Genomic DNA, 23682 nt, shown 5'->3' on the forward strand with positions numbered 1-23682 from the left:
GGTCCGGCCTTCGGTCGTGCGGTCAGCGCGGCGGTCGGGTGGTGGTGGTCACGCCCGGCTCGCCGGCGTCCGGCGGCTGGATCGAGGTCTGCGGGGCCGTCGGCTCCACGGTCACCGTCGGCTCCTGTGTGGGCTCCGGCGGCGTGGTGACGGGGTCGCGCGTCGGCTGCGGCGGCGTGGTGGCCGTCGAGGTCGGCGGGGCGGTCGAGCCCGGGGAGGCCGTGGTCGGCTCCTCGGTCGGCTCCTCTTCCTCCGGCGCCTCGGTGGTCGAGGTGGGCTCCGGCAGCGTGTCGTCCGGGGCGGCGCCGTCGGTCTCCAGGTCGAAGGAGGCGTCCGAGCCGCCGTTCAGCGCGCGCTCGGTGTAGTCGCCCCAGATCTGGGCGGGCGTGCGGCCGCCGTTGGCGCGGCCGGGGTTGATGGTGTCGGTGAGGGTGACCTGGTTGCCCTTGGCGTCCTCGCCGAAGAGGCCGACGGCGGTGACGAGTTCGGGGGTGTAGCCGACGAACCAGGCGGACCGGTTGTTCTCGGAGGTGCCGGTCTTGCCGGCGGCCTCGTAGTTTCCGGCGGCGCGGAAGCCGGAGCCGTTCTGCACGACGCCCGTCATGGCCTGGGTGGCGGTGTCGGCGGCCTCGCGGCTGATGACCTGCTCGCCGATCGCCTCGGCGCCCTTGACCGTGCGGTCCTTGTGCTCGGCGGTCTTCACCAGGGTGGGGGTGACCTTCTTGCCGTGGTTGTCGAGCGTGGCGTAGACGCCGGCCATGTCCATCGTCGAGGCGCCCATGGTGCCGAGCGAGATGGCGGGGGTCTCGGGGAAGCCCGCGCCGTCCTTCATGCCGAGGGCGAGGGCGGTCTTCTTGGCCTTGGCCGGGGTGACGTCGACGATCATCTGGGCGTAGACCGAGTTGATCGAGCTGTTGGTGGCCTTCTGGACGGTGACGGGGCCGTAGCTCCTGTCGTCCTCGTTCTCCGGCGCGAACTCGATGGGGCTGCCGACGACCGGCCTCTGGCTGGTGCCGTCGTAGACGGTGCCGAGGCCGATCCGGCGCCCGTCCTGGGTGACCGCGCGGTTGTCGACGGCGGAGGCGAGGACGATCGGCTTGAAGGTGGAGGCGGGCTGGTAGTCGCGGCGGGTCGCGTTGGACATCCAGTGCTCGGTGGCGCCGACGCCGCCGTACAGGGCGACGACCGCGCCGGTCTTCGGGTCGACGGAGGTGGCGCCGGCCTGGACGGTCGCCTGCTTCTCGTCGCCCTTGCGGTCGAGCTTCTCCTCCAGCTGCTTGTCGACCGCCTTGACGAGGTCCTTCTGCTTCTTCTCGTCGATGTTGAGGGTGATCGTCCAGCCGCCGGCCTTGATGTCCTCCTCGCTGACGCCCTGGCGCATCAGCTCCTGGTTGGCGGCCTCGATGATGTAGCCGGTCTGGCCCTCCATGCCCGGGGCGGGCTTGGGCTTCTGCGGGACGGGGAACTTCATGCCGGCGCGCTCGGAGGCGCTGAGCCAGCCCTCGCCGACCATGTTGTCGAGGACGTAGTTCCAGCGCTCCTCGACGAGCTTGCGGCCGGTGGTGCTCGCGGAGGTCCAGTCGTACTGGTTGGGCGCCTGGAGCAGCGAGGCGAGGTAGGCGCCCTGGGCGGTGGTGAGCCTGGTGGCGTCGACGCCGTAGTACGAGCGGGCGGCGGCCTGGATGCCGTAGGCGGAGCGGCCGTAGTAGCTCGTGTTCATGTACCCGGCGAGGATGTCGCTCTTGCTCATCTTCTGGTCGACCTTGATGGCGATGACCATTTCCTTGAGCTTGCGCGTGGCCGTCTGGTCCTGGCTCAGGAAGTAGTTCTTGACGTACTGCTGGGTGATGGTCGAGCCGCCCTGCTTGCCCTTGCCGGTGACGGTGTTCCAGGCAGCGCGGGTGGTGCCCTTGATGTCGACGCCGTTGTCCTTGTAGAAGGTCTTGTTCTCGGCGGCGACGAAGGCCTTCTGGACCGGCAGGGGGATCTTGTCGAGGCCGACGATCTCACGGTTGATCTTGCCGGTGCGGCCGAGGATCTTGCCGTTGGAGTACTTGTAGATGTTGCTCTGCATCGTCGCCTCGGCGTTCGCCGTCGGCACCGGGACCAGCAGGTAGACGACGTAGAGGGCACCCATGCCGAGCAGGCAGAACACGATGAAGGTGCCCAGGAGCTTCTTCCAGGTGAAGAGGCGGCGTATGCCGCGCTTCCTCGCCTTGCCCTCGTCCGGTCGGCCCATGTGTCCAGTCGCTCCACTCGTCTTGTGTCCGGCGCCCTCGGTGCTGAGCCCGCCCGCGTCGGATCAGCTCAGCAAGCTAACACCGACGAGGCGGACAAAGGACAACCGATCACGTCTTTTCCGGACGTGAGAATCAGCACCCACGCCCAGAGGAACCGACGCTCGAGCGGACCGGATGGTTGCGTGAGGGATCGGTTCCGTTTGGTGACTTCGCCGTTCGGTGACTTCGCCGTTCGGTGACTTCGCCGTTCGGTGACTTCGCCGTTCGGTGACTTCGCGACGTGCCGGCCGGTGACCCCGCGGCGCGCCTAGACGCTCGTGGAGCTATACATCGTGCGTATACACGGGGTGTACAGTAGGCGGCATGTCCATCGGTCACACCCTCCTCGGGCTCCTGGAGTCCGGACCGCGCCACGGCTACGACCTCAAGCGCGCCTTCGACGAGAAGTTCGGCCAGGACCGGCCGCTCCACTACGGCCAGGTCTACTCGACCATGTCCCGGCTCCTGAAGAACGGCCTGGTCGTCGTCGACGGCATCGAGGCCGGCGGCGGCCCGGAGCGGAAGCGGTACGCGATCACCGAGGCCGGCATCACCGATGTCGCCCAGTGGCTCGCCACTCCCGAGAAGCCGGAGCCGTACCTCCAGTCCACGCTCTACACCAAGGTCGTCCTGGCCCTGCTCACCGGCCGCGGGGCCGCCGAACTCCTCGACACCCAGCGCGCCGAGCACCTGCGCCTGATGCGCGAGCTCACCCGGCGCAAGCGCGACGGCGACCTCGCCGACCAGCTCATCTGCGACCACGCGCTCTTCCACCTCGAAGCGGACCTGCGCTGGCTGGAACTGACCGCCGCCCGCCTCGACGCACTCGCCGAGGAGATCCGCCGATGAGCTCCGCCCCGCTCCTCCGCGCCACCGGCCTGGACAAGGCCTACGGCCCGACCCCGGCGCTCGCCGGCGCCGACTTCGCCCTGCGGGCCGGCGAGGTCGTCGCCGTCATGGGCCCCTCCGGCTCCGGCAAGTCCACGCTCCTCCACTGCCTGGCCGGCATCGTGCGCCCCGACGCCGGCACGGTCACCTACGACGGACGCGAACTCACCGCGCTCTCCGACGGCGCGCGCAGCTCCCTGCGCCGCACCGACTTCGGCTTCGTCTTCCAGTTCGGCCAGCTCGTCCCCGAACTGACCTGCGTCGAGAACGTCGCGCTCCCCCTCCGCCTGAACGGCGAGAAGCGGAAGACGGCCGAGGCCAGGGCCGCCGAGTGGCTCGCCCGCCTGGAGGTCGGCTCCGTCGCGGGCCAGCGTCCCGGCGAGATATCCGGCGGCCAGGGCCAGCGCGTCGCCGTCGCCCGCGCCCTCGTCACCGCCCCGCGCGTGATCTTCGCCGACGAACCGACCGGCGCACTCGACTCCCTCAACGGCGAGCTGGTCATGCGGCTCCTCACCGACGCCTCCCGGGACACCGGCGCCGCCGTCGTCCTCGTCACCCACGAGGCCCGGGTCGCCGCCTGGTCCGACCGCGAGGTCGTCGTACGGGACGGTTCGGTGCGGGACGCGGAGTGGGCCGCGTGAGCCCCGGCACCTGGGCCCGCGACCTGACGCTCGGCGCCCGGTTCGCGGTCACCGGCGGCCGTTCCGGCCGGCTCCGCACCCTGCTGACCGCGACCGGCGTCGGCTTCGGCGTGGCCCTGCTGCTGCTCGCCGCCTCCTTCCCGAACATGCTCTTCCAGCGGGAGGTACGGGAGTCGGTCCGCGCCGTCGACGGCAGCGAGCAGGTCACCTCGCCCCGCCCCGACTCCTTCCTCCACCTCGACCGGAGCACCGTCTACCGCGACGACGTCGTCAGCGGCCTGCTGCTCCGCCCCGAGGGCGACGCGCCCCCGGTCCCGCCGGGCGCGGACCGGTTCCCCGGGACCGGCCAGATGCTGGTCTCCCCCGCGCTCGGGGAACTGCTCGACTCCCCCGAGGGCGCGCTGCTCAGGGAGCGGATCCCCTACGAGGTCGTCGGGACGATCGGACCGGCCGGACTGATCGGCCCGGCCGAGCTGCGGTACGTCGCCCACGTCGACTTCCTGAACCCGGAGAACCTCGACGGGCGCGGCACGCGCTACGGCTGGTCGGTGCCCGAGGAACCGATGAACGCGTTCCTGGTCCTCCTCGTCGTCGTCGCCTGCGTCGTCCTGCTCCTGCCGGTGCTCGTCTTCGTCGCGACCGCCGTCCGCTTCGGCGGCGAGCAGCGCGACCGGCGGCTCGCGGCGCTCCGGCTGATCGGCGCGGACACCGCCATGACCCGGCGGATCGCGGCCGGCGAGTCCCTCGCGGGCGCGCTGCTCGGTCTCCTCGTGGGCCTCGGACTCTTCGCGGTGGCCCGGCAGTTCGCGGGCACCTTCACCATCTGGGACGTCAACGCCTACCCCGGCGACGTCGTGCCGATGCCGGCCCTCGCCGCGCTCGTCCTCGCCGTCGTCCCGGTCGCCTCGGTCGTGGTCACCCTCTTCGCCCTGCGCGGGGTGGCGATCGAGCCGCTGGGCGTCGTACGGACCTCCACCCCGCGGCGCCGCCGGCTGTGGTGGCGGCTGCTGCTCCTCGCGGCCGGCGCGGCCTTCCTCGCCCCGCTCATCGGCGAGGTGCGGGTGACCGAGACCAGCATCGACACCGTGGGCGTCGTGGCCGGCACGACCCTCGTCCTGATCGGCCTCACCACGCTCCTGCCGTGGCTCGTCGAAGCGGGCGTCAAGCGGCTGCACGCCGGCCCGGTGGCCTGGCAGCTCGCGGTCCGCAGGCTCCAGTTGAGCAGCGGCACGGCGGCCCGCGCGGTCAGCGGCATCGTCGTCGCGGCGACCGGGGCGATCGCGCTCCAGATGCTCTTCCAGGCGATGGAGAACGACTTCACCCGGCTCAGCGGCGAGGACACCTCCCGCGCCCAGCTCGCGATCGGCAACGACGCGAGGAACGCCGACGAGGCGCGCGGGGTGATCGACCGCTTCCGGCGGACCGAGGGCGTCACCGGCGTGATCGGCACCGTCGAGTCCCACGTGTGGCGGCCCGGCCGCCTGAAGGAGGGCGAGGAGTTCTCCCCGACGACCTCGATCCGGGTCGGCGACTGCGCCTCTCTCCGGGAGTTCGCCACGCTCCCCTCCTGCACCGACGGGGACGTCTTCGTCTTCCTCGCCCACGGCGTCCAGGGCAATCCGCCCGACGACCGCGTCACCGGCGTCGCCCGGCCCGGCGCCACGGTCGCCCTGCGCGACCCGCATCCGCACCCGAGCGCGCCGAAGCGCCCGGAGGGCGCGCCGCTGCCGCAGTGGCGGATCCCCACGACGGCCCGGGTCGTGGACTCCCGCCCGGACCCGACGGGCATGTACGAGTACGGCGTCCTCGCCACCCCGTCGGCGATCGACACCGCCCTGCTCGACGAGCCAGACGCGCAGACCATGGTCCGGCTCGACCCGGCGGTGCCGGACGCCGCCGAGTACGTGCGGAACACGGCGGAGGCCATCGATCCGACGTCCTGGGTGCGCACCCTGAAGGACACCGAGCGGGACGCGGCGTTCTCCAGCGTCCGGACCGGCATCCTCGTCGGCTCCACCCTGACGATGCTGCTCGTGGCGGCCTCGCTCCTGGTCGCGACCCTGGAGCAGCTGCGGGACCGCAAGCGGCTGCTCTCCTCGCTGGTCGCCTTCGGCACCCGGCGCTCGACCCTGGGCTGGTCGGTGCTGTGGCAGACGGCGGTGCCGATCCTCCTCGGCCTGGTCCTCGCCGTGGCGGGCGGTCTCGGTCTCGGGGTCGTCCTCCTGAAGACGGGCGGTCAACAGGTCCAGGACTGGTGGGGTTTCCTGCCCGTCGTCGGGATCGGCCTCGGACTGATCGCGGCCGTGACGCTGCTGAGCATGCCGGTGCTGTGGCGGCTGATGCGGGCGGACGGGCTGCGGACGGAGTAACCCGTCGACCGGATGTCCGAGGAGTACGGGGCGGTACGGGGGCGGGGCGCGGGTTCCTGACACCGGGGGGTGTCAGGAGCCGCCGCCCACCACCCGTACCGGAAGCTCCTCCATCGCCCCGCGCAGGGCCTGGGCCAGCTCCTCGAACTCGGCGTGCCGGGCCGCGCCCGTCCGCATCGCGAGGGCGATCCGCCGCGAGGGCGCCGGTTCGGCGAACCCCCCGGTCCACAGGGCGGTGTTGCGGGCGGTCTCGACGGTCACGGCGGTGCGCGGCAGCAGGGTCACCCCGAGGCCGCCGGCGACGAGCTGGACCAGTGTGGCGAGTCCGGCGGCGGTGGTGGTGACCTCGGCGCCCTCCGTGCGCCCGGCCTCCCGGCAGATGTCGAGGGCCTGGTCGCGCAGGCAGTGTCCCTCGTCGAGGAGCAGCAGCCGGAGCTCCCTGAGGGCCTCGCGGGGGATGTCGTCCCGCCCGGCCAGCGGGTGCCCCTCGGGGGCGACCAGGACGAAGTCCTCGTCGAAGAGGGGGAGTTCGGTGATGCCGGGCACGCCGAGCGGCACGGCGAGCAGCAGCAGGTCGAGCCGGCCGGCCGCGAGCCCCTCCAGGAGCGAGGAGGTCTGTTCCTCGTGTACCTGGAGGTCGAGCTCGGGCCAGCGGCGGTGGACGAGCCGCAGGACGGTGGGCAGCAGGTAGGGGGCGACGGTCGGGATCACGCCGAGCCGCAGGACGCCGGTGAAGGGGGCCCGGGCGGCCTCCGCCTCCTCCATCAGCTCCGCCACCGCGTCGAGGACGGTCCGGGCGCGGACCGCGAGCCGCTCCCCCGCGGGCGAGAGCAGCACCTTCCGCGTCGTACGCTCGAGGAGCTGGACACCGAGTGCCTCTTCGAGAGCCGAAACCGCGCCCGAGAGGGCGGGCTGGCTCATGCCGATGGCCGCCGCCGCGTCGCGGAAGTGCAGATGCTCGGCGACCGCCGCGAAGGCCCTGAGCTGGGAGAGGCTCGGCTGCTTGCCTCGGTGCGGGCCGCGCGGGGGGCTGTACGGGGATGCCACTGATAACCACCTTCGATCAACACGACCCACACTAGCTATTTCACTGATCAATGCACCCCGTGCCAGTATGTGAGACGTCCAACCCCCACGGAAGGCCCCAAAAGGGACCCTTCCTGCCTGCAAGGAGAGCGCGTGCTCACTGTCGGTGACAAGTTCCCCGCCTACGACCTGACCGCCTGCGTGTCGCTGGAGAGCGGCAAGGAGTTCGAGCAGATCGACCACAAGGCCTACGAGGGCAAGTGGCGCGTGGTGTTCTTCTGGCCGAAGGACTTCACCTTCGTCTGCCCGACCGAGATCGCCGCGTTCGGCAAGCTGAACGACGAGTTCGCCGACCGTGACGCCCAGATCCTCGGTGTCTCCGGCGACTCGGAGTTCGTGCACCACGCCTGGCGCAAGGACCACGCCGACCTGCGCGACCTGCCCTTCCCGATGCTGGCCGACTCGAAGCACGAGCTCATGAGCGACTGCGGCGTCCGCGGCGAGGACGGCTTCGCCCAGCGCGCCGTCTTCATCGTGGACCCGAACAACGAGATCCAGTTCGTCATGGTGACCGCCGGCTCCGTCGGCCGTAACCCCAAGGAGGTCCTGCGGGTCCTCGACGCGCTGCAGACCGACGAGCTGTGCCCGTGCAACTGGAACAAGGGCGAGAGCACCCTCGACGCCGCCGCCCTCCTCGCGGGCGAGTAAGGACGGATCCGACATGGCCCTCGACGAACTGAAGTCCGCCATACCGGACTTCGCCAAGGACCTGAAGCTGAACCTCGGTTCGGTCATCGGCAACAGCGACCTCCCGCAGCAGCAGCTGTGGGGCACCGTCCTCGCCTGCGCGATCGCCTCGCGCTCGCCGAAGGTGCTCAAGGAGCTGGAGCCCGAGGCCCAGGCCAACCTGAAGCCCGAGGCGTACCAGGCCGCCAAGTCCGCCGCCGCGATCATGGCGATGAACAACGTCTTCTACCGGACCCGGCACCTGCTGTCGGACCCCGAGTACGGGACGATGCGCGCCGGCCTGCGGATGAACGTCATCGGCAACCCGGGCGTCGAGAAGGTCGACTTCGAGCTGTGGTCGCTGGCCGTCTCCGCGATCAACGGCTGCGGCCAGTGCCTTGACTCGCACGAGCAGGTCCTGCGCCAGGCCGGTGTCGACCGCGCCACGATCCAGGAGGCCGTGAAGATCGCCGCGGTGATCCAGGCGGTCGGCGTCACGCTGGACGCGGAGGCCGTGCTCGCCGAGTAGGGCGCCGCCGTACGAGAAGGGCCCCGGGGCTTCGCGCCCCGGGGCCCTTCCGTCACTTCTTGAGCGCCTCCATGACGGCCAGCAGGTCCTGGGTCATGGGGACGTCGATCCCGGAGAGGTCGATCTCCTGGGTGTTCCTGGTCGCCTCCCCCTCGGTGGAGTCGTAGTCGTACTGCGACCAGACGCTGAGCTCGAACTCCGCCTGCCCGTCGAGGACGAGCAGCAGCGCCCCCTCGTTCCCCGACTGGTCGAAGAAGGCCTTCTCACCCAGGCCGTCGACGGGCTGCGGGGATCCCCCGTGCATGACCCTCGGCACGAACTCGGGGCCGGGGTCCGACTTCTTGTGCAGGGTGTACGTGATCGAGGCGCTGTACCCCTTGTCCGGCGGACCGAGGGTGAGCGAGCATCCGGCCTGGAAGAGGGCCGGGTCCTCGATGGAGGGGCCCGAACCGTCCTGCCCGACCTCTCCGAGGACGCCTTCGAGCGCCTTCAGTTCGAGCGTGCGGCAGAAGTCCGCGGTGTCCCGGTACCCGCCGAGGTCGGGCCCCGGGTCCTGCCGCTGCTGGTACGCGTAGAGTCCGCCGCCCCACACCGCCGAGGCGAGCACCGCGCCGCCGAGCGCCCACGGCCAGGGGCGGCGGGCCCGGGGCGGGCGCGGCGGCGGGGTCTCGGTGAGCGTTTCCGGGGCGCCGAACTCCCCGCCGCCCACGAGCTCCGGCTCCGATATCACTTGCCCTCCCCCTCACCGGCGCCCGGCGCCGGGACCGGTGCGACCGCGAAGGCCGTCGCGCCGCGGGGCTCGGGGGTGCTGCGCAGGGCCTGTTCGGTGGTGTACGCGCGCAGGTAGCCGACGACCGTGTTGAGGACGGCGACCAGCGGCACGGCGACGACGGCGCCGCCGATCCCGGCGGTGAGGCCGCCGGCGGCGACGGCGAGGACGACGGCGAGGGGGTGGACGCGGACGGCCCTGCCGAGGATGAACGGCTGGAGGACGTGACCCTCGATCTGCTGCACGGCGAGCACGACGACGAGCACCATGAGGGCGGTGAACACGCCGTTGGTGACGAGGGCGACGACGCAGGCGAGGGCTCCGGAGATGACCGCGCCGACCAGCGGGATGAAGGCGAAGAGGAAGATGAAGACGGCGAGCGGGACGGCCATCGGGACTTCCAGGAACCAGAGTCCGAGGCCGATGAAGACGGCGTCGATGAGGGCGACGAGGACGGTGCCGCGGACGTAGGCGGTGAGGGTGCGCCAGGCGCGCGGTCCCGCGCCGGCGACGCCGGGCCGGGCCTGGGCGGGCACCAGCTTGAGCGTCCACTCCCAGACCTTCTTCCCGTCGTAGAGCAGGAAGAGGGTGCAGAACATGGCCAGCAGGATGCCGGTCATGGCCTCCACGATGACGGTGACGCCCTGGAGTCCGGCGGAGGTGATCTGCTCGGCGTTGGCGCCGATGGCCTCGCTGAGGTTCTTGGCGATGTCGTTGATCTGCTGCTCGGTGACGTGGAACGGGCTGTCGAGCAGCCAGTGCTTGAGTTCCTCGATGCCGTCCTTGATGCGGTCGGACAGGTTGTCGACGTTGTCCATCACCTGCCAGACCACGAACCAGCCGACCAGCCCCATGACGACGAAGCCGGACACGGCGGTGACGGCGGTGGCGAGGCCGCGGGGCAGGCCCTTGCGGCGCAGCATGGCGACGGTGGGCTGGAGCAGGGCGGTGACGAGGAGCGCGGCGACGAAGGCGAGGACGACCAGCTGCACGGAGCTGATCACCTTCATCAGCACCCAGACGGTGCCGGCGAGGACGAGCAGCCGCCAGCCCGCCTCGGCGGCCACGCGCATGCCCCAGGGGATGGCGGCGACGGGGTCGGGGCGCGCGGCGACGGCCGGCGCGTACGAGGGAGGCGCGGGGACGGAGCGCTCCGGCTCGGTGGCGGCCTCCGGGTCCGGGAGGGGCGCGGCGGTGTCCGGGTCGACGTCCGGCGGCGTGGGGACGGCCGGGCCGGGGGTCTCGGGGCGGGCGTCGCGAGGGGTGCCGTACGGCGGTCCGAGCGGATCGTCCCGTTCCGCCTCGGCCCGGCGCTCGTCGAGGCGTTCACCCACGCGACTCAGGCTCTCGCCCAGCCGGCTCAGCCATCCTGGCACTCTGGACATCTCTTCCCTCTCCCCCCGCCGATTCTTCCCCGCTCGCTCCTCCGGGAGCCCGTGGGGCCTTCGAACCTACACGCAAGAAGCCCCTCACCTTAGGACGGTGAGGGGCTTCCGGAGGTTGAGCGGGCCGGCATCGGGTCCGGGGACCGTCCCCGACGCGGCGCGGCCTAGTACCAGTGGTTGGCCTGCCAGAACGACCAGGCGCCACACGGGCTGCCGTAGCGGCTGTCCATATAGTTGAGGCCCCACTTGATCTGGGTGGCGGGGTTGGTCTGCCAGTCGGCGCCGGCCGAGGCCATCTTGTAGCCCGGCAGGGCCTGCACGAGACCGTAGGCACCCGAAGACGGGTTCACCGCGCGGTAGTTCCAGCCGGACTCGTGGTCCACGATGTTGCTGAAGCACGAGAACTGGTCGGCCGACATCATCTGCCGGGCCATCGCCTGGACCTCGGCGATGCTGTAGGAGCCCTGCGCGGCGAAGGACGAGGCGCTGCGGATGGAGGACCGGCTGGCGCGCTCCTCGGCCTCCTTGCGCTCCTGCTCGGCCTTGGCCTCGGCGGCGGCCTTGTCGGCGGCCTCCTTCTTCGCCTCGGCGTCCTTGGCGGCGCGGATGCGTGCCGACTCCTCCGCGGACTTCTTCGCGGCGGCGTCGGCGGCGGCGGCCTGGACGTCGGCCTGCTCCGAGAGGGACGAGACCTGTACCTGGGCCTGCTCGCCCGCGGGGATGTCCGCGAGCAGCGTGGTGTCGGCCGCGGTGGCCTCGAAGTTGTCGTCCGAGGGCTGAGCGGCGTTGCCCGAGGCGACACCGGCGATGGCGCCGACAGTGGTGACCGCAGTGGCCGAAGCCACCGCGAATCCCCGGACCGAGATCCGGCTCACACGGTTTCCTTCCAGCACGCCCGCACAGGTGACCACGCGGGCGAAATCTTGCCCCTGGCACTGGTCTCCGACGTACGGGGTCACAGAAGACACGGGCCCGTGGTGCTGTGGGCGGCATACGGCGACGGCTGTGGAGTTGTGTGGTGCGGTGCGCACCCCCGAGGGTGCACGTGTGCCGTATGCGGGGCCTGACGGAAGCAAGACTCTGCCGGACGACGACACCGCAAGGCAATTCCGTGTTGCGTGTGAAAGCTCACACCTGGGTGGACGCACGGGATTTGGCGGATACGGGCGACAGCACGGCGCCGCCCGGCTAAGCTCCTGCGCTCTGCCGGGCGGCGCCAACTGCCTTACCCGTATGAACGGGTGCGAATCGGTCAGATCTGAACGTCCTCCAGCATCTCGGTCACGAGCGCGGCGATCGGGGAGCGCTCGGAGCGGGTGAGGGTGACGTGGGCGAAGAGCGGATGCCCCTTCAGTTTCTCGATCACGGCGACGACTCCGTCGTACCGGCCGACCCGGAGGTTGTCGCGCTGGGCGACGTCATGGGTCAGCACGACCCGCGAATTCGCCCCGATACGGGACAGAACGGTCAACAGGACGTTCCGCTCCAGGGACTGGGCCTCGTCCACGATGACGAAGGCGTCGTGGAGGGAGCGGCCCCGGATGTGGGTGAGCGGCAGGACCTCCAGCATCCCGCGGCCGAGCACCTCCTCGATGACCTCCCGGCCCGCGACCGAGGACAGCGTGTCGAAGACGGCCTGCGCCCACGGGCTCATCTTCTCGGCCTCGCTGCCCGGCAGGTACCCGAGCTCCTGGCCGCCGACCGCGTACAGCGGACGGAAGACCATCACCTTCTGGTGCTGACGGCGCTCCAGGACGGCCTCCAGGCCCGCGCAGAGCGCGAGCGCGGACTTGCCGGTGCCGGCCCGGCCGCCCATGGAGATGATGCCGACGTCCGGGTCGAGCAGCAGGTCGAGCGCGATCCGCTGCTCGGCGCTGCGGCCGCGGAGCCCGAAGGCCTCCCGGTCGCCGCGGACGAGCCGCACGTTCCCCTCGGCGGTCACCCGGCCGAGCGCCTTGCCGCGCTCGGACTGGAGCACCAGGCCCGTGTGGACCGGAAGCTCGGTGGCCTCCGGCACGTACAGCGAGTCCTGGTCGTAGAGCAGGTCCACCTGCTCCCCGGAGAGGGCCAGCTCGGACATCCCGGTCCAGCCGTTGGCGTCCGTGATGGCGAGTTCGGCGCGGTACTCCTCGGCGAGGAGCCCGACCGAGGAGGCCTTGATGCGCAGCGGCAGGTCCTTGGAGACGACCGTGACGTCGTACCCCTCCGCCTGGAGGTTGCGCGCGACCGCGAGGATCCGTGAGTCGTTGTCCCCCGACCTGTAGCCGGCGGGCAGGACGCCGGTGTCGGAGTGGTTGAGTTCGACACGCAGGGTGCCGCCCAGGTCCCCGATGGGGAGCGGGGCGTCGAGGCGTCCGAACCGGACCCGGAAGTCGTCGAGCAGGCGCAGCGCCTGCCGGGCGAAGTAGCCGAGTTCGGGGTGGTGCCGCTTGGCCTCCAGCTCCGTCACCACGACGATCGGGAGCACCACCTCGTGCTCCTCGAAGCGCGAGACGGCGTTGGGGTCGGCCAGCAGGACGCTGGTGTCGAGAACATAGGTGCGCCGGTCGGAAAGGCGGCGCTTCGTGCTGGTCACCACGGAAGGACAGACCCCCTCTGAAGACCCCTGTGAGGTCGGGGTGCGACGGAACCGGTGTCGCTGCGGAATGGGACCGGGCTCAGGCCGCCATGCGCGGGCCGAACCACGGCCCTCCGCTTCTCCCGTGCTTGTCCCGCACGGTCGTCCTGGTGCAAGGGGCCTCCCGGGTGGCGGTCTCCGTGCCGCTCACTTCACCAGGGATATGCCCTCGAACGACCACTGCCATGCCATGGCATATGACGACGTATTCATGAACACCAGGTGATCGGTTCCGACCGGGGGTGATCGGCAGGGGCTCAGGTGCCGTAGCGCCGGTGCCGGGCCGCGTAGTCCCGCAGCGCGCGCAGGAAGTCGACCTTCCGGAAGGCCGGCCAGTGGACCTCGCAGAAGTAGTACTCGGAGTGGGCGCTCTGCCACAGCATGAAACCGGACAGCCGCTGCTCGCCGCTGGTCCGGATCACCAGGTCCGGATCGGGCTGACCGCGCGTGTACAGGTGCTCCGAGATGTGCTCGACGTCGACGATCTCGGCGAGCTCCTCGAAGCTCGTCCCCCGCTCCGCGTGCTCCAGGAGCAGCGAGCGGACCGCGTCCGCGATCTCCTGGCGCCCGCCGTAGCCCACCGCGACGTTCACGAGTATCCCCGTGTTGTCGTGGGTGGCCTCCTCGGCCTCCTTCAGCACCGTCTGGGTGCGGGCGGGCAGCAGGTCCATCGTGCCGACGTGGTGGACCCGCCAGCGGCCGTCGGCGGCCAGCGCGCGCACGGCGTTCTCGATGATGCCGAGCAGCGGGACGAGCTGTTCCTCGGGGCGGTTCAGGTTGTCCGTGGAGAGCATCCAGAGCGTGACGACCTCGACGTCCGTCTCGGCACACCAGCCGAGCAGCTCCTGGATCTTGTCCGCGCCGGCCTTGTGTCCCTGCTCGGGGGTCCCGCCGGACGCCTTGGCCCAGCGACGGTTCCCGTCGAGGATGACGCCGATGTGCTTGGGCACCTGGGTGTGGTCGAGGCGGCCTTCCACCCGGCGTGCGTAGAGCCCGTACACCAGGTCGCGCAGGTTCACTGTTCTTTACCCCTCCATGCAGTGTCGGCCCCCGAAGCCGCCACACTACTGCGGACGGGCGACGGGCTCCCAGCCCGGGACTGTCACAAGTCCGTGATAAGCAGAGATACGTGACTGATTCCCCCTTGTACCGCGCCGCCGACGAGCGCTACGACTCCATGGAGTACCGGCGCACCGGGCGCAGCGGACTGAAGCTCCCCGCCGTCTCGCTCGGCCTCTGGCACAACTTCGGCGACGACCGCACGCTCGACTCGCAGCGGGCGATCCTGCGCCGCGCCTTCGACCTCGGCGTCACCCACTTCGACCTGGCCAACAACTACGGGCCGCCCCCCGGCTCCGCCGAGCTGAACTTCGGCAAGATCTTCGCCCAGGACTTCGCGCCCTACCGGGACGAGCTGATCGTCTCGACCAAGGCCGGGTACCTGATGCACCCCGGCCCGTACGGCGAGTGGGGCTCCCGCAAGTACCTGCTGTCCTCGCTCGACGCCTCCCTGAACCGGATGGGCCTCGACTACGTCGACATCTTCTACTCGCACCGCTTCGACCCGCACACCCCGCTGGAGGAGACGATGGGGGCCCTCGCCTCCGCCGTCCAGCAGGGCAAGGCGCTGTACGTCGGCGTCTCCTCGTACAACAGCGAGCAGACCGCCGAGGCCGCGCGGATCCTCAAGGAGATGGGCGTCCCGGCGCTCATCCACCAGCCCTCGTACTCCATGATCAACCGGTGGACCGAGGAGGACGGCCTCCTCGACACCCTGGAGGCGGCCGGCATGGGCTGCATCTCCTTCGTCCCGCTCGCGCAGGGCCTGCTCACCAACAAGTACCTGAAGGGCATCCCGGAGGGCTCGCGGGCCACCCAGGGCAAGTCCCTCGACCCGAACCTGCTCTCCGACGAGGTGCTGCGGCGCCTGCACGGCCTCGCCGGCATCGCCGAGCGGCGCGGGCAGTCCCTCGCCCAGCTGGCGCTGTCGTGGGTGCTGCGGGACGAGCGGATGACCTCGGCGCTGATCGGCGCGTCCAGCGTCGCCCAGCTGGAGGAGAACGTGGCGGCGCTCGCGGGCGCGCCGCTGACGGACGAGGAGCTCGAGGAGATCGACTCGTTCGCGGTGGACACCGCCGGCACGAACATCTGGGCCGGCCGCGGCTGACGGCCCCGCCGGCACCCCGCCCCGGTCCCGACGGGCCCCGGGGCAAGAAAAACGGGCCGGTCCGTGGGGGGGATACGGACCGGCCCGAGGGGGGGTTTCCACCATAACCCTTCGATAGTCCTCTTGCGCGCCACGTACGCCGAACGAACCGCGTCGGATTCGCCGGAACCCAAGCGGCACAAGGGCTCCGAGGCCCTGTGGCGGGTTTGCGCCCCGGCGTGGCGGCGGGGTTCCGTCCCTCCCAAGAGGGACCGGCCGGCACGGGCACGGCGTTGACGCGGCGGAGCACCCGGAGGGCTTTCCGGCAGGTCAGCCCCGCTTAGCCGAGGCGGCGACGCGGTCCGGTACCGCCGGGCGACGACTCGGTGACCCTGCGTACGGGTGACGGCCCGTGCGCGGCGACGCCCTCAGGGCATGGCGGTGAACGCCCCCAGGAGGAGACCGAGCAGCCCGCCCCCGAGCATGAAGGGGCCGAACGGGATCGCCGAGGAACGGTCGGCCCGCCGCAGCAGGACGGCGCCGAGGCCGTACACCGCGCCGAGGAGGAAGCCCGCGAAGGCCCCGGCGAAGAGCACGCCCCAGCCGTACCAGCCGAGGGCCGCGCCCAGCGGGACCGCCAGCTTCACGTCGCCGAAGCCGAGCCCGCCCGGGTTGATCAGGAACAGCACCAGATAGGCCCCGCCGAGGGCGAGCCCCCCGAGCAGCGCCCGCGGCCAGGACCCCGCGTCGTATGGGAGGAGCTCCGCCCCGCCGAGGAGCAGCGGGACGGCGACGGCGAGCGGCAGGGTGAGACCGTCCGGGAGCCGGTGCACGCGCGCGTCCACGCAGGCCAGGAGGACGGCGAAGGGCGCGCCGAGCAGCCAGACCGCGAGCTCGGGCCGGGGCCCGCCGGTGGCGGCGGCGAGCGCGGCACAGACCAGGGCGGTGAGCAGCGGGGCGACGAGCGGGCTCGCGGTGGTCGCGCACTCCTGCCGCCCGGGACCCCCGAGCCAGCCGCGCCCGGGACCGGCCAGGACGTGCCCGGCGGGGCAGCGGTCCCGCCACCGCTCCTCCGGCTCCACGGAGAGCCGGTACGCGGCCCGGGGCACGAGCAGCCCGACGGCGGCCCCCCACAGGGCGGCGACGGCGATCAGCGTGACGTACACGGACGAGACCCTAGGGCGCCGTGCCGCTACGGTCTGCCGCATGGGGAAATGGGTGGACGGGACGGGGACGTTGGGGGTGGCCGCTCTGGACCTCCCGCTGGAGGTGGCGGCCTCCTACCGGGCGCGGCGGCGGGGGCTGCTCGGCCGGGACGGGATCGCGGGGGCGCTGCTCATCGTCCGGACGAACAGCGTGCACACCTTCGGCATGCGGTTCCCGATCGACGTGGCCTACCTGGACGGCTCCTTCACGGTCCGGTCCGTGGTCACGATGCGGCCGGGGCGGCTCGGCATGATCCGGCCGCGCGGCCGGCACGTCCTGGAGGCGGAGGCGGGCGCGATGGCGGCGTGGGGCCTGGAACCGGGAGTACGCGTGCGCGTGTCCTGCGGACAGGTCACGGCGGGCCCGAACCGAGCAGGGTGAACGCCCCGTACGCGCCGGAGGCGAGCGCGAGCCCGGCGAGGACGGGCACGGCGGTACGGGTCCGCACGCGCGCGAGGGCCACGGCGGGCGGGAGCAGCAGCCCGAAGGCGGGCATCATCAGGCGCGGCCGGGAGCCGAAGTAGGCGGCGCCGACGAGGGAGACGAACACGACGCCGATCGTGTGGACGAGCAGCGGCAGCGGCTGCCGCTGCCGCACGCAGAGCGCCAGCAGCCCGCCGAGCAGGACGAGCGCCGCACACAGGCCGAGGGCGGCGGGCCACGGCAGGCCCGCGATGAACAGGGCGAGGGCGACACCGCCGTCGATGGAGTTGCCCCAGGCGGCCTGCACGTCGAAGTAGGCGGTGGGACTGCCCTGACGGACCCCGACGTGGGCGACGTACGCCAGCCAGCCCAGCGGGGCGATCAGCACCCCGGCCACGGTCCGCGCGGGCAGCCGCCGTTCCCGTACGAGGGAGACGAGGGCGGTGACGCCGAGGGCCGCGATCAGCGCGACGGCCGTCGGCCGGGTGAGCCCGGCGGCCGCGCACAGGACACCGGCGAGGATCCAGCGCCCGCGCAGCACGGCGTACAGCGACCAGGCGGCGAGGGCGGTGAACAGGGTCTCCGTGTACGCCATGGACTGGACGAACGCGGTGGGGCACACGCCCCAGAGGACCGCGAGGAGGACGCCGGCGCGGGGCCCCGCGACGTGGGCGCCGCACTTCGCGATGCCCCAGGCGGCGGCGAGCCCCGCCGTCCAGGAGACGAGGAGCCCCGCGGTGGCCGCGTCGACGGGGAGCACGGCGGAGAGGCCGCGCTCCAGGGCCGGGAGGAGCGGGAAGAAGGCGAGGTCGGAGTGGACGTCGCCGTTCGGCAGGGTGACCTGGTACCCGTACCCGTGCTCGGCGATGCGGACGTACCAGACGGAGTCCCAGCGGCCCTTGAGCCGGTGCAGCCCGTCCTCACCGGTCACGGCGGCGGCGACGGCGAGGACGACGAGGCCGACTAGGCGGGTGGCGGCGTAGCCGCCGAGTGCCGCGAGGGCGGCGGGGTCGCTGGGCCGGGTCCGGAACATGCGCCCGATTATCCGGGGCCCGCGGTCAGGTCACCCGAGGGGCCTTATGCGGACGAACTTGGCGGCCATGACGGGGCCGAGCTGCTCGACGATGGCGTGTCCGGGCTCCTGCGGCGAGGGCAGGTCGCCGAGGAAGGACGTGACGATGACCTCGTCGATGCCGAGGACGCCGCGCGCGCTCTGCTCCTCGAGGAAGTCGAGCGTCCGACGCCAGTCGGCGGCGCCGGGGTCCTCGCCGAGGAAGGACCGGACGGTGCCCTGGACCACGTCCCAGAAGAACACGTGCGGCAGGACACCGCCCTGATGGAGGACATGGGTCTCGTACGCGCCCCGGAACTCGGGGATCCGGGTGACGAGATCACTGACCAACTGCACGCTGGGGGCCATGCTCGGGGCCGCGTTCGGGTTCGCACCGGGGTTCGCGCTCGGGGTCGCCGTCATCTGTCCAGAATGCTCCCGCCGAAGAGGGATGTCCCGCCGTATTTACGCTTTCCTGGCGACGTCTTTCGCCGGGTTTTCCACAGGGGGTGCGAAGTGTCCCTCTTCCGTGGATCGTTGGGCGTATGTACGAGTTGGCGATCCTCGCCAGGGGCGGGGTCCTCCTGACGGTCTGGGCGGTCGCGGCGGGCTGGCCGCCGGGGCGGCTGGCCGGACGGCTGCGCAGGGACGGCTGGCAGCGGATCTGCCGGGGCGCCTGGGCGGCCCCGGGGAGGGAGGTGGACTGGCGGTTGAGGGCGACGGCCCTCCAGCTCCTGCGCCCGGAACTGGTGTGCAGTCACGGGACGGCGGCGCGGCTGCACCGCATCGAGCGGCTGGGAACGGCGGGCGGCCCACTGGAGTTCACGACGCCGGCCCGGTCGGCGCGCGGCGAGGACATACGGGTCCACGGCACGAGGTTCCTCACGTCCCGCGACTGGTCGACCCGACGGGGGCTGCGGACGACGACCCCGGCCCGTACGGTCGGCGACCTGATACGGGCCTCCGGCACCCGCGAGGAGGCGGTGGTCGTCGCGGACTCGGCGCTCGCCCGGCGGGCGGTCGAAGGGGTGCGGCGCGAGGCACTCGTCCGCTACGAGGACCTCACCGCCGAACTCGCGGCGCCCCGGCGGGGAGCGGCCCGCGCCCGGACCTGGCTCCGGCTGGCCGAACCGGCGTCGGGCTCCCCGGCGGAGACGGTCGCCCGACTCCGGATGCGGGACGCGGCCCTGACCCCCGAATCCCAGCCGACCCTGCTCACGGCGATCGGGAAGCCCCTCCGCCCGGACTTCCTCTTCCGGGAGGCGGGCCTGGCGGTGGAGATCGAGGGCCACGCCTTCCACGGCACCCGGCGCGCCCACGAACGGGACGTCGCCCGCTTCAACGCGCTCCAGTCCTGCCCGGAGATCCGCCGCGTACTGCGCTTCACCGCCGGGGAGGTCTTCCGCCGTCCGGACCGCATGACGGCGACGATCCGGGCGGCGCTGGCCCTCTAGGGAGCGGGGGGTGTGGTCCGGGGGAAGGAGATCTCGACGCGCCGGTTTTTCTTCCGGCCCTCCTCGGTGCGGTTGTCGGCGATCGGGTAGTCCTCGCTGTACCCGCGGATGTCGAAGGTGGTCCCCGGGTCCAGGGCCCGCGCGAGCACCTGCTGCACGGCCACGGCCCGCTCCTTCGACAGCTTGAGCCCGTGCTCGTACGTCCCCAGGTTGTCGGTGAACCCGAAGACCCGGACCCGCCCGGACCCCATCTTGCCGATCTCGGCGGCGATGGCGGCGATACGGGCGTTGGCGGCGGGCGAGAGCCTGGCGCTGTTCTTCGGGAACAGCACCTCGGCCTGCAGCGCGAACGTCACGTCCACGTTGGTGTCCTGCCGGCGCTCCTGCCCGCCCTCCTCCTCGACGATCTGCTTGATGTCGAGCACCTTGGCGGGGGCGAGGGTGGCCCCGTCGGGAAGCATCAGCCCCGGGGACTCGGGGTCGATGACGGGCGGAGGCGAGGAGGTACCGGCGGGCCCGGGCCCGTCATCGGCGTACGCGGGGGGCCCGGCGAGCGGCCCCAGGGCCACGCACACGAACAGGAGGGAGGCGAGGCGGCGGTTTCTCGTCGTCGTCATGGCGTCGCCTCAGGAGAGCTTGAGGGTGGCGGGTTCGAAGGTGGGGAGCTGGAAACTTACTTCGGTGGTGGAGGTGGGGGGTGCGGGGAACTGCATGAAAACGTCGGTCGACTTTCCGGGGCCGATGCTGTCGAGTCCTGTGGTGGTCAGAGGTCGCCCATCTGTGTCACGCAGGACGTAGTACCGCTTCTTTCCCACAGAGTCGACGAGCGTAGCGCCGCCCAATGTCAAGCCATGCTTGATGACTTCCGTCTCATCCCCTCTGATTTCCACGGGAAGAAGGACGGAGGAACCGGATGGATTCTTCAGCTGCCCCTTGATCGTGAGGAAGCCGCCCGAGTCACGCTCGGCAGAATTGATGACGAGTTCCACGCCCTTTTGCCCCTTGAGAAGCGCCAACGTTTCCGTGGGCTCTGCGACCCCTTGCGACCCCTGGGTGGCTGATGCTTCCCGCTGGGGTGCGGCACTGGTTGAGGCGGCCTTGTTCTCATTGGGCTTCTCCTCGGCACCACACCCGGACACGAAGAGTGCCACGGACGTGATCGCGGCGGCGACCACCCCTCTGCGGATCGTCCTTGCGTAGCGCGCGTTCATGAAGCGTGCTTCCTTTGCTCGTCGCGTGTCAGTCCGACAGTCGGACTCTGAAGAGATCAGCGGCGTCGGGGAGGGTCGGCCTGTCAGGTTCGATCACCCACGGTTCGCCATCGCAGACGAGGCCGACTATGGGCTCCTGGTCATCGGGCTCTTCGTCACCCTCATCGGGGCTCGTAGGCGTCGGACCCGGAGTGGATTCGGGCGGATCCGGAGTGGATTCCGGCGCGTCGAAGATACAGCGCGGCTCAATTACTGCTTCAGCTGACGCTGTTGCGTGATGCGACTCTTGCCCTGTTGTGGTTACGGTTACCTTGAAGCCATGCTCACCTGTAGCGAGTGGCACACATCCGCTGCCCGCGAGTACCGCCCCGTTTCGAGCCGCGAACTCACCTGCTTGTTGACAGGCTGGCGAATCGAAATACGCAACACCCCGAAGAAACTCGCCCCACTGCCCAGGAGCGAGGATCACTTCACCCCAACCAGTCCGCAGCTGCTCGCGGGCATCCTGAGCCGCCGCTAGGGCTGCTGCGTCCGCTGCAGTCTGGGCACTGTTTCTCGTCAAGGCCGCCTGCCCCACCAGGAAGTAGGCGAATCCCAGAAACAAAAGACCTGCGATGACCGCAATATAGACGGGAAACGCCTGCCCCTCATCGCGGCAAAGCCCGGCGCGCCTTACTAGCCGCCGGTAAGCTCGGAGATCTTCTGGCGAATCGCGTTCATGATTGACGTACCGATGTCCGTACCGGTGATCGCCACCACGATCGCCACCACCACCACAATGATCCCCAGATATTCCACCGCCGTCTGGCCCCGGTCCTCCGATCGGCGGGTGGTCCGGTCGGACAGCCAGACACGGCCCTTGGTCAGGGCCTTCAGCATCGCGTCGTTCATCGTGGTCCCCTCCGCCTTCGAACGCCTGCGCTTGGGCACCGTACGCCGACGGGCGGGTCGGCGGACAGGGCCCGTTCATCGGGTGGGACTGATGAAGCAGGTCCCGGCGATCCGGTCCATCACTCCCCCTCCCTCACACTCAGTCCGCACTCTGGCACATCGGGTTGCGCCCGCGAAGTCGTTTGCCTCGAATATGTCAGCGCGTTCATTCGCCGGTCACCGACCCGAAGTCCGTCCCCGTGCCCAGGAACAGGCCCGCCCCGAGCAGGATCATGGTCGCCGGGACCATCAGGGTCGTGATCACCATCGTCGCCTTCGGGACCGCCTTCGCCGCCTTGCGGCGGGCGTTCTGCGCGTCAGTGCGCCGCATGTCGTTGGCGATCTGGATCAGGGTGTCGACGATCGGCGCGCCCAGCTCCTCGCCCTGCTGCAGCGCCGTGACGAACTGGGCCACCTGCTCGGAGTCGTTGCGGCGCCGCAGTTCGTCGAAGGCCTGGCGGCGGCTGACGCCCATGTCCATCTGGCGGAGCGTGATGCGGAGTTCGTCGGCCCACGGCCCCTCGTACTTCTCCGCGACCCGTTCCAGCGCCTGACGGAAGCCGAGCCCCGCCGAGACCACCACGGCCAGGACGTCCAGGAAGTCCGGCAGCGTGCGTTCGATCTGGTCCTTGCGGATCCGGACCGCCGACCAGATCCCGACCTCCGTCCAGAACGCGCCGAACGCGAGCAGCAGCAGGGCCGTCACGTACGAGCCCTTGCTCAGCATCACCAGGCCGCCGAGGCCGCCCAGGAAGCCGTAGACCGCCCGCCTCGCCCCGTACCGGTCGATGGTCAGGCCGCCCGGGTTGCCCGCCAGGTCGATGCGGCGGCGGACGGCGTTGACCCGCTTCGGACCCATCAGCCGGAGCACCGCCGGCGACCAGCGCATGCCCAGGCGGTCGACGGCGGAGTCGACGGCCCCCGTGCGGGTGGCGCCGACCTCCAGGGCGAGCCTGAGGTCGTCGGGAAGCTTCGCGTCGGCCCGGTAGAGGCGCAGGCCGTACGCGAAGCCGGCGACGGCGAGGCCCGCGAGGAGGGCGAGGAGGAGGTCCATCACGCGGGCCCCTTACACGTCGATCTTCGAGAAGCGGCGGATGACGGCGAAGCCGACCACGTACAGGGCGAACGCGGCGATCACGGCGAACTGTCCGATGCCCGAGCCGGTCATCCGGTCGAGGGCGCCCGGCTGCATGTTGTCGATCAGCAGGAGGGAGCCGACGCCGATGACCGGGACCGAGTACGCGGTCATGCTCACCTGGGAGAGCTGGGTGCGGACCTCGCGCCGGGTCTCCTTGCGCTCCTCCAGGGTCTCGGTGAGGTTCCGCAGGGAGGAGACGACGGTGCCGCCGGCCCGGTTGGCGAGGACGAGGGTGGTGACGAGGACGACGAGTTCGCGGGAGGGGAGACGCTCGGCGAGCTCCCCCAGCGCGTCGTCGAGGGACGTGCCGACGGACAACTGCTGCGCCACCTTCTCCAGTTCGTCCCCCGCCGGCGCCTCCAGTTCGTCGGCGGCCAGGCTCAGGGCCATCCGGAGGGCGAGTCCGGCCTGTGTGGCGTTCGCCAGGATGCGGGATAGTTCGGGGAGTTGGTTGATGAACCGCTCGATGCTCTTCTGGCGTTGCCAGTTGAGGTAGCCCACCGCGACCCAGATGCCGAGGAGCCCGCAGATCGGGCCGAAGAACGGGGACAGCGCCGCCTGTCCCACGAACCAGAGGGCCGCCACGGTCGCCGCGAGGGCCACCGTGAACTCGCCGGGCGTGATGTCGAGGCCGGTCGCCGCGATCCGCAGTTCCAGTTTCCGGCCGAGGGCGGTCTTCCGTACGCGCCGGTCGACGCCCCGGAAGCGGCGCCTGCGGCGGCCGGTCACGGCCTCCGGTTCGCCGCTCTCGTCGAGCCGGGCGACGAGAGCGGCGTGCCGGCGGGCCCCGCTCGCGTACAACTGGACGCCGACGACGCCCAGGACGCAGGCGAGCAGCGCCACGCCCACGGTCAGCCAGAAGGGGTCGGTCGTCATGGCCGTGCCTCGCGTCGC

At 71.3% G+C, this 23682-nt stretch carries 23 protein-coding genes and 1 pseudogene; 8 read left to right on the forward strand and 16 right to left on the reverse strand.

Annotated features, from left to right (window positions below; translation table 11 throughout):
- Nucleotides 1-22 precede the first annotated feature (22 nt).
- Nucleotides 23-2239, reverse strand: coding sequence for a transglycosylase domain-containing protein (locus K7G60_RS04085; protein ID WP_225799387.1), 2217 nt, complete (start codon nt 2237-2239; stop codon nt 23-25).
- A gap of 364 nt (nt 2240-2603) precedes the next feature.
- Between K7G60_RS04085 and K7G60_RS04090 the strand changes: the two genes are divergently transcribed.
- From K7G60_RS04090 to K7G60_RS04100, 3 genes are read left to right on the forward strand one after another with little or no spacing between them, the layout of a single operon-like run.
- Entirely contained in the window at nt 2604-3128 is a 525-nt protein-coding gene (locus K7G60_RS04090) for a PadR family transcriptional regulator (RefSeq protein ID WP_225799388.1), read from the forward strand.
- Entirely contained in the window at nt 3125-3808 is a 684-nt protein-coding gene (locus tag K7G60_RS04095) for an ABC transporter ATP-binding protein (protein ID WP_225799389.1), read from the forward strand. The genes K7G60_RS04090 and K7G60_RS04095 overlap by 4 nt, the downstream gene beginning before the upstream one ends.
- Entirely contained in the window at nt 3805-6177 is a 2373-nt protein-coding gene (locus K7G60_RS04100; RefSeq protein ID WP_225799390.1) for an FtsX-like permease family protein, read from the forward strand. Before K7G60_RS04095 ends, K7G60_RS04100 begins: the two co-directional genes overlap by 4 nt.
- 72 nt (nt 6178-6249) lie before the next feature.
- On the opposite strand, the gene K7G60_RS04105 is transcribed toward K7G60_RS04100, so the two are convergent.
- Nucleotides 6250-7224, reverse strand: coding sequence for a LysR substrate-binding domain-containing protein (locus K7G60_RS04105; protein ID WP_225799391.1), 975 nt, complete (start codon nt 7222-7224; stop codon nt 6250-6252).
- Nucleotides 7225-7356: 132 nt separating this feature from the next.
- Here K7G60_RS04105 and K7G60_RS04110 point away from each other — a divergent pair, with 132 nt between their 5' ends.
- Both K7G60_RS04110 and K7G60_RS04115 read left to right on the forward strand, forming a co-directional pair.
- The gene (locus tag K7G60_RS04110; RefSeq protein ID WP_093874286.1) at nt 7357-7911 is read left to right on the forward strand and encodes a peroxiredoxin; all 555 of its coding nucleotides are present in this window, start codon (nt 7357-7359) and stop codon (nt 7909-7911) included.
- A gap of 13 nt (nt 7912-7924) precedes the next feature.
- A complete protein-coding gene (locus K7G60_RS04115) occupies nt 7925-8458 on the forward strand; it encodes an alkyl hydroperoxide reductase (protein ID WP_030222466.1) in 534 nt (177 codons plus the stop codon).
- A 52-nt stretch (nt 8459-8510) separates the two neighbouring features.
- Here the strand turns inward: K7G60_RS04115 and K7G60_RS04120 are convergent, their stop codons facing one another.
- The 5 genes from K7G60_RS04120 to K7G60_RS04140 form a co-directional block, all read right to left on the reverse strand.
- Complete coding sequence (locus K7G60_RS04120; protein ID WP_225799392.1) at nt 8511-9188, reverse strand: hypothetical protein; 678 nt, start codon at nt 9186-9188, stop codon at nt 8511-8513.
- The gene (locus K7G60_RS04125) at nt 9185-10612 is read right to left on the reverse strand and encodes an AI-2E family transporter (protein WP_225799393.1); all 1428 of its coding nucleotides are present in this window, start codon (nt 10610-10612) and stop codon (nt 9185-9187) included. Before K7G60_RS04125 ends, K7G60_RS04120 begins: the two co-directional genes overlap by 4 nt.
- Before the next feature lie 164 nt (nt 10613-10776).
- Nucleotides 10777-11487: a transglycosylase SLT domain-containing protein gene (locus tag K7G60_RS04130; RefSeq protein WP_225799394.1), complete on the reverse strand. Its 711-nt coding sequence runs from the start codon at nt 11485-11487 to the stop codon at nt 10777-10779.
- Between the two features lie 377 nt (nt 11488-11864).
- A complete protein-coding gene (locus K7G60_RS04135; protein ID WP_225799395.1) occupies nt 11865-13190 on the reverse strand; it encodes a PhoH family protein in 1326 nt (441 codons plus the stop codon).
- 296 nt (nt 13191-13486) lie between these two features.
- Nucleotides 13487-14248, reverse strand: a complete 762-nt coding sequence (locus tag K7G60_RS04140) for an isoprenyl transferase (RefSeq protein WP_225799396.1) — start codon at nt 14246-14248, stop codon at nt 13487-13489.
- A 110-nt stretch (nt 14249-14358) separates the two neighbouring features.
- Here K7G60_RS04140 and mgrA point away from each other — a divergent pair, with 110 nt between their 5' ends.
- Nucleotides 14359-15396 carry an L-glyceraldehyde 3-phosphate reductase gene (mgrA, locus tag K7G60_RS04145; RefSeq protein ID WP_225799397.1) on the forward strand — a complete coding sequence of 346 codons (1038 nt, stop codon included), beginning with the start codon at nt 14359-14361 and terminating at the stop codon, nt 15394-15396.
- A 407-nt stretch (nt 15397-15803) separates the two neighbouring features.
- Here mgrA and K7G60_RS04150 read toward each other — a convergent pair whose 3' ends face one another.
- A complete protein-coding gene (locus K7G60_RS04150) occupies nt 15804-16541 on the reverse strand; it encodes an A24 family peptidase (protein ID WP_225799398.1) in 738 nt (245 codons plus the stop codon).
- A 40-nt stretch (nt 16542-16581) separates the two neighbouring features.
- Between K7G60_RS04150 and K7G60_RS04155 the strand changes: the two genes are divergently transcribed.
- Nucleotides 16582-16962 (forward strand): DUF192 domain-containing protein, encoded by a 381-nt coding sequence (locus K7G60_RS04155; RefSeq protein ID WP_225799399.1) that lies wholly within the window; start codon nt 16582-16584, stop codon nt 16960-16962.
- On the opposite strand, the gene K7G60_RS04160 is transcribed toward K7G60_RS04155, so the two are convergent.
- Both K7G60_RS04160 and K7G60_RS04165 read right to left on the reverse strand, forming a co-directional pair.
- Complete coding sequence (locus K7G60_RS04160; protein ID WP_225799400.1) at nt 16934-18037, reverse strand: glycosyltransferase family 39 protein; 1104 nt, start codon at nt 18035-18037, stop codon at nt 16934-16936. The two genes, K7G60_RS04155 and K7G60_RS04160, sit on opposite strands and share 29 nt — an antisense overlap.
- Before the next feature lie 30 nt (nt 18038-18067).
- Nucleotides 18068-18478 (reverse strand): hypothetical protein, encoded by a 411-nt coding sequence (locus K7G60_RS04165; RefSeq protein WP_225799401.1) that lies wholly within the window; start codon nt 18476-18478, stop codon nt 18068-18070.
- Nucleotides 18479-18600: 122 nt separating this feature from the next.
- On the opposite strand from K7G60_RS04165, the gene K7G60_RS04170 reads away from it, so the two are divergent.
- The gene (locus tag K7G60_RS04170; protein WP_225799402.1) at nt 18601-19509 is read left to right on the forward strand and encodes a hypothetical protein; all 909 of its coding nucleotides are present in this window, start codon (nt 18601-18603) and stop codon (nt 19507-19509) included.
- Here K7G60_RS04170 and K7G60_RS04175 read toward each other — a convergent pair.
- The 6 genes and pseudogenes from K7G60_RS04175 to K7G60_RS04200 all read right to left on the reverse strand — a co-directional run bounded on the left by K7G60_RS04175 (nt 19506) and on the right by K7G60_RS04200 (nt 23664).
- The gene (locus tag K7G60_RS04175; protein WP_225799403.1) at nt 19506-20126 is read right to left on the reverse strand and encodes an OmpA family protein; all 621 of its coding nucleotides are present in this window, start codon (nt 20124-20126) and stop codon (nt 19506-19508) included. The genes K7G60_RS04170 and K7G60_RS04175 overlap by 4 nt on opposite strands.
- 9 nt (nt 20127-20135) lie before the next feature.
- Entirely contained in the window at nt 20136-20720 is a 585-nt protein-coding gene (locus tag K7G60_RS04180) for a hypothetical protein (RefSeq protein ID WP_225799404.1), read from the reverse strand.
- A 28-nt stretch (nt 20721-20748) separates the two neighbouring features.
- Nucleotides 20749-21354 (reverse strand): annotated as a pseudogene (locus K7G60_RS04185) (pilus assembly protein TadG-related protein); the annotation flags it as partial.
- Between the two features lie 41 nt (nt 21355-21395).
- Nucleotides 21396-21611: a Flp family type IVb pilin gene (locus tag K7G60_RS04190; RefSeq protein ID WP_225799405.1), complete on the reverse strand. Its 216-nt coding sequence runs from the start codon at nt 21609-21611 to the stop codon at nt 21396-21398.
- Nucleotides 21612-21816: 205 nt separating this feature from the next.
- Nucleotides 21817-22704: a DUF5936 domain-containing protein gene (locus K7G60_RS04195; protein ID WP_225799475.1), complete on the reverse strand. Its 888-nt coding sequence runs from the start codon at nt 22702-22704 to the stop codon at nt 21817-21819.
- Between the two features lie 12 nt (nt 22705-22716).
- Nucleotides 22717-23664, reverse strand: a complete 948-nt coding sequence (locus tag K7G60_RS04200; RefSeq protein WP_225799406.1) for a type II secretion system F family protein — start codon at nt 23662-23664, stop codon at nt 22717-22719.
- Nucleotides 23665-23682 lie beyond the last annotated feature (18 nt).

The sequence above is a fragment of the Streptomyces sp. NK15101 genome, from assembly GCF_020400725.1.
Classification (GTDB): Bacteria; Actinomycetota; Actinomycetes; order Streptomycetales; family Streptomycetaceae; genus Streptomyces.

Bases quoted from the DNA above. Each gene is read 5' to 3' on its own strand.
- K7G60_RS04085 (WP_225799387.1), bottom strand. From the start codon at position 2,239: ATGGGCCGACCGGACGAGGGCAAGGCGAGGAAGCGCGGCATACGCCGC.
- K7G60_RS04090 (WP_225799388.1), top strand. From the start codon at position 2,604: ATGTCCATCGGTCACACCCTCCTCGGGCTCCTGGAGTCCGGACCGCGC.
- K7G60_RS04095 (WP_225799389.1), top strand. From the start codon at position 3,125: ATGAGCTCCGCCCCGCTCCTCCGCGCCACCGGCCTGGACAAGGCCTAC.
- K7G60_RS04115 (WP_030222466.1), top strand. From the start codon at position 7,925: ATGGCCCTCGACGAACTGAAGTCCGCCATACCGGACTTCGCCAAGGAC.
- K7G60_RS04125 (WP_225799393.1), bottom strand. From the start codon at position 10,612: ATGTCCAGAGTGCCAGGATGGCTGAGCCGGCTGGGCGAGAGCCTGAGT.
- K7G60_RS04155 (WP_225799399.1), top strand. From the start codon at position 16,582: ATGGGGAAATGGGTGGACGGGACGGGGACGTTGGGGGTGGCCGCTCTG.
- K7G60_RS04160 (WP_225799400.1), bottom strand. From the start codon at position 18,037: ATGTTCCGGACCCGGCCCAGCGACCCCGCCGCCCTCGCGGCACTCGGC.
- K7G60_RS04165 (WP_225799401.1), bottom strand. From the start codon at position 18,478: ATGACGGCGACCCCGAGCGCGAACCCCGGTGCGAACCCGAACGCGGCC.
- K7G60_RS04170 (WP_225799402.1), top strand. From the start codon at position 18,601: ATGTACGAGTTGGCGATCCTCGCCAGGGGCGGGGTCCTCCTGACGGTC.
- K7G60_RS04175 (WP_225799403.1), bottom strand. From the start codon at position 20,126: ATGACGACGACGAGAAACCGCCGCCTCGCCTCCCTCCTGTTCGTGTGC.
- K7G60_RS04180 (WP_225799404.1), bottom strand. From the start codon at position 20,720: ATGAACGCGCGCTACGCAAGGACGATCCGCAGAGGGGTGGTCGCCGCC.
- K7G60_RS04190 (WP_225799405.1), bottom strand. From the start codon at position 21,611: ATGAACGACGCGATGCTGAAGGCCCTGACCAAGGGCCGTGTCTGGCTG.
- K7G60_RS04195 (WP_225799475.1), bottom strand. From the start codon at position 22,704: ATGGACCTCCTCCTCGCCCTCCTCGCGGGCCTCGCCGTCGCCGGCTTC.
- K7G60_RS04200 (WP_225799406.1), bottom strand. From the start codon at position 23,664: ATGACGACCGACCCCTTCTGGCTGACCGTGGGCGTGGCGCTGCTCGCC.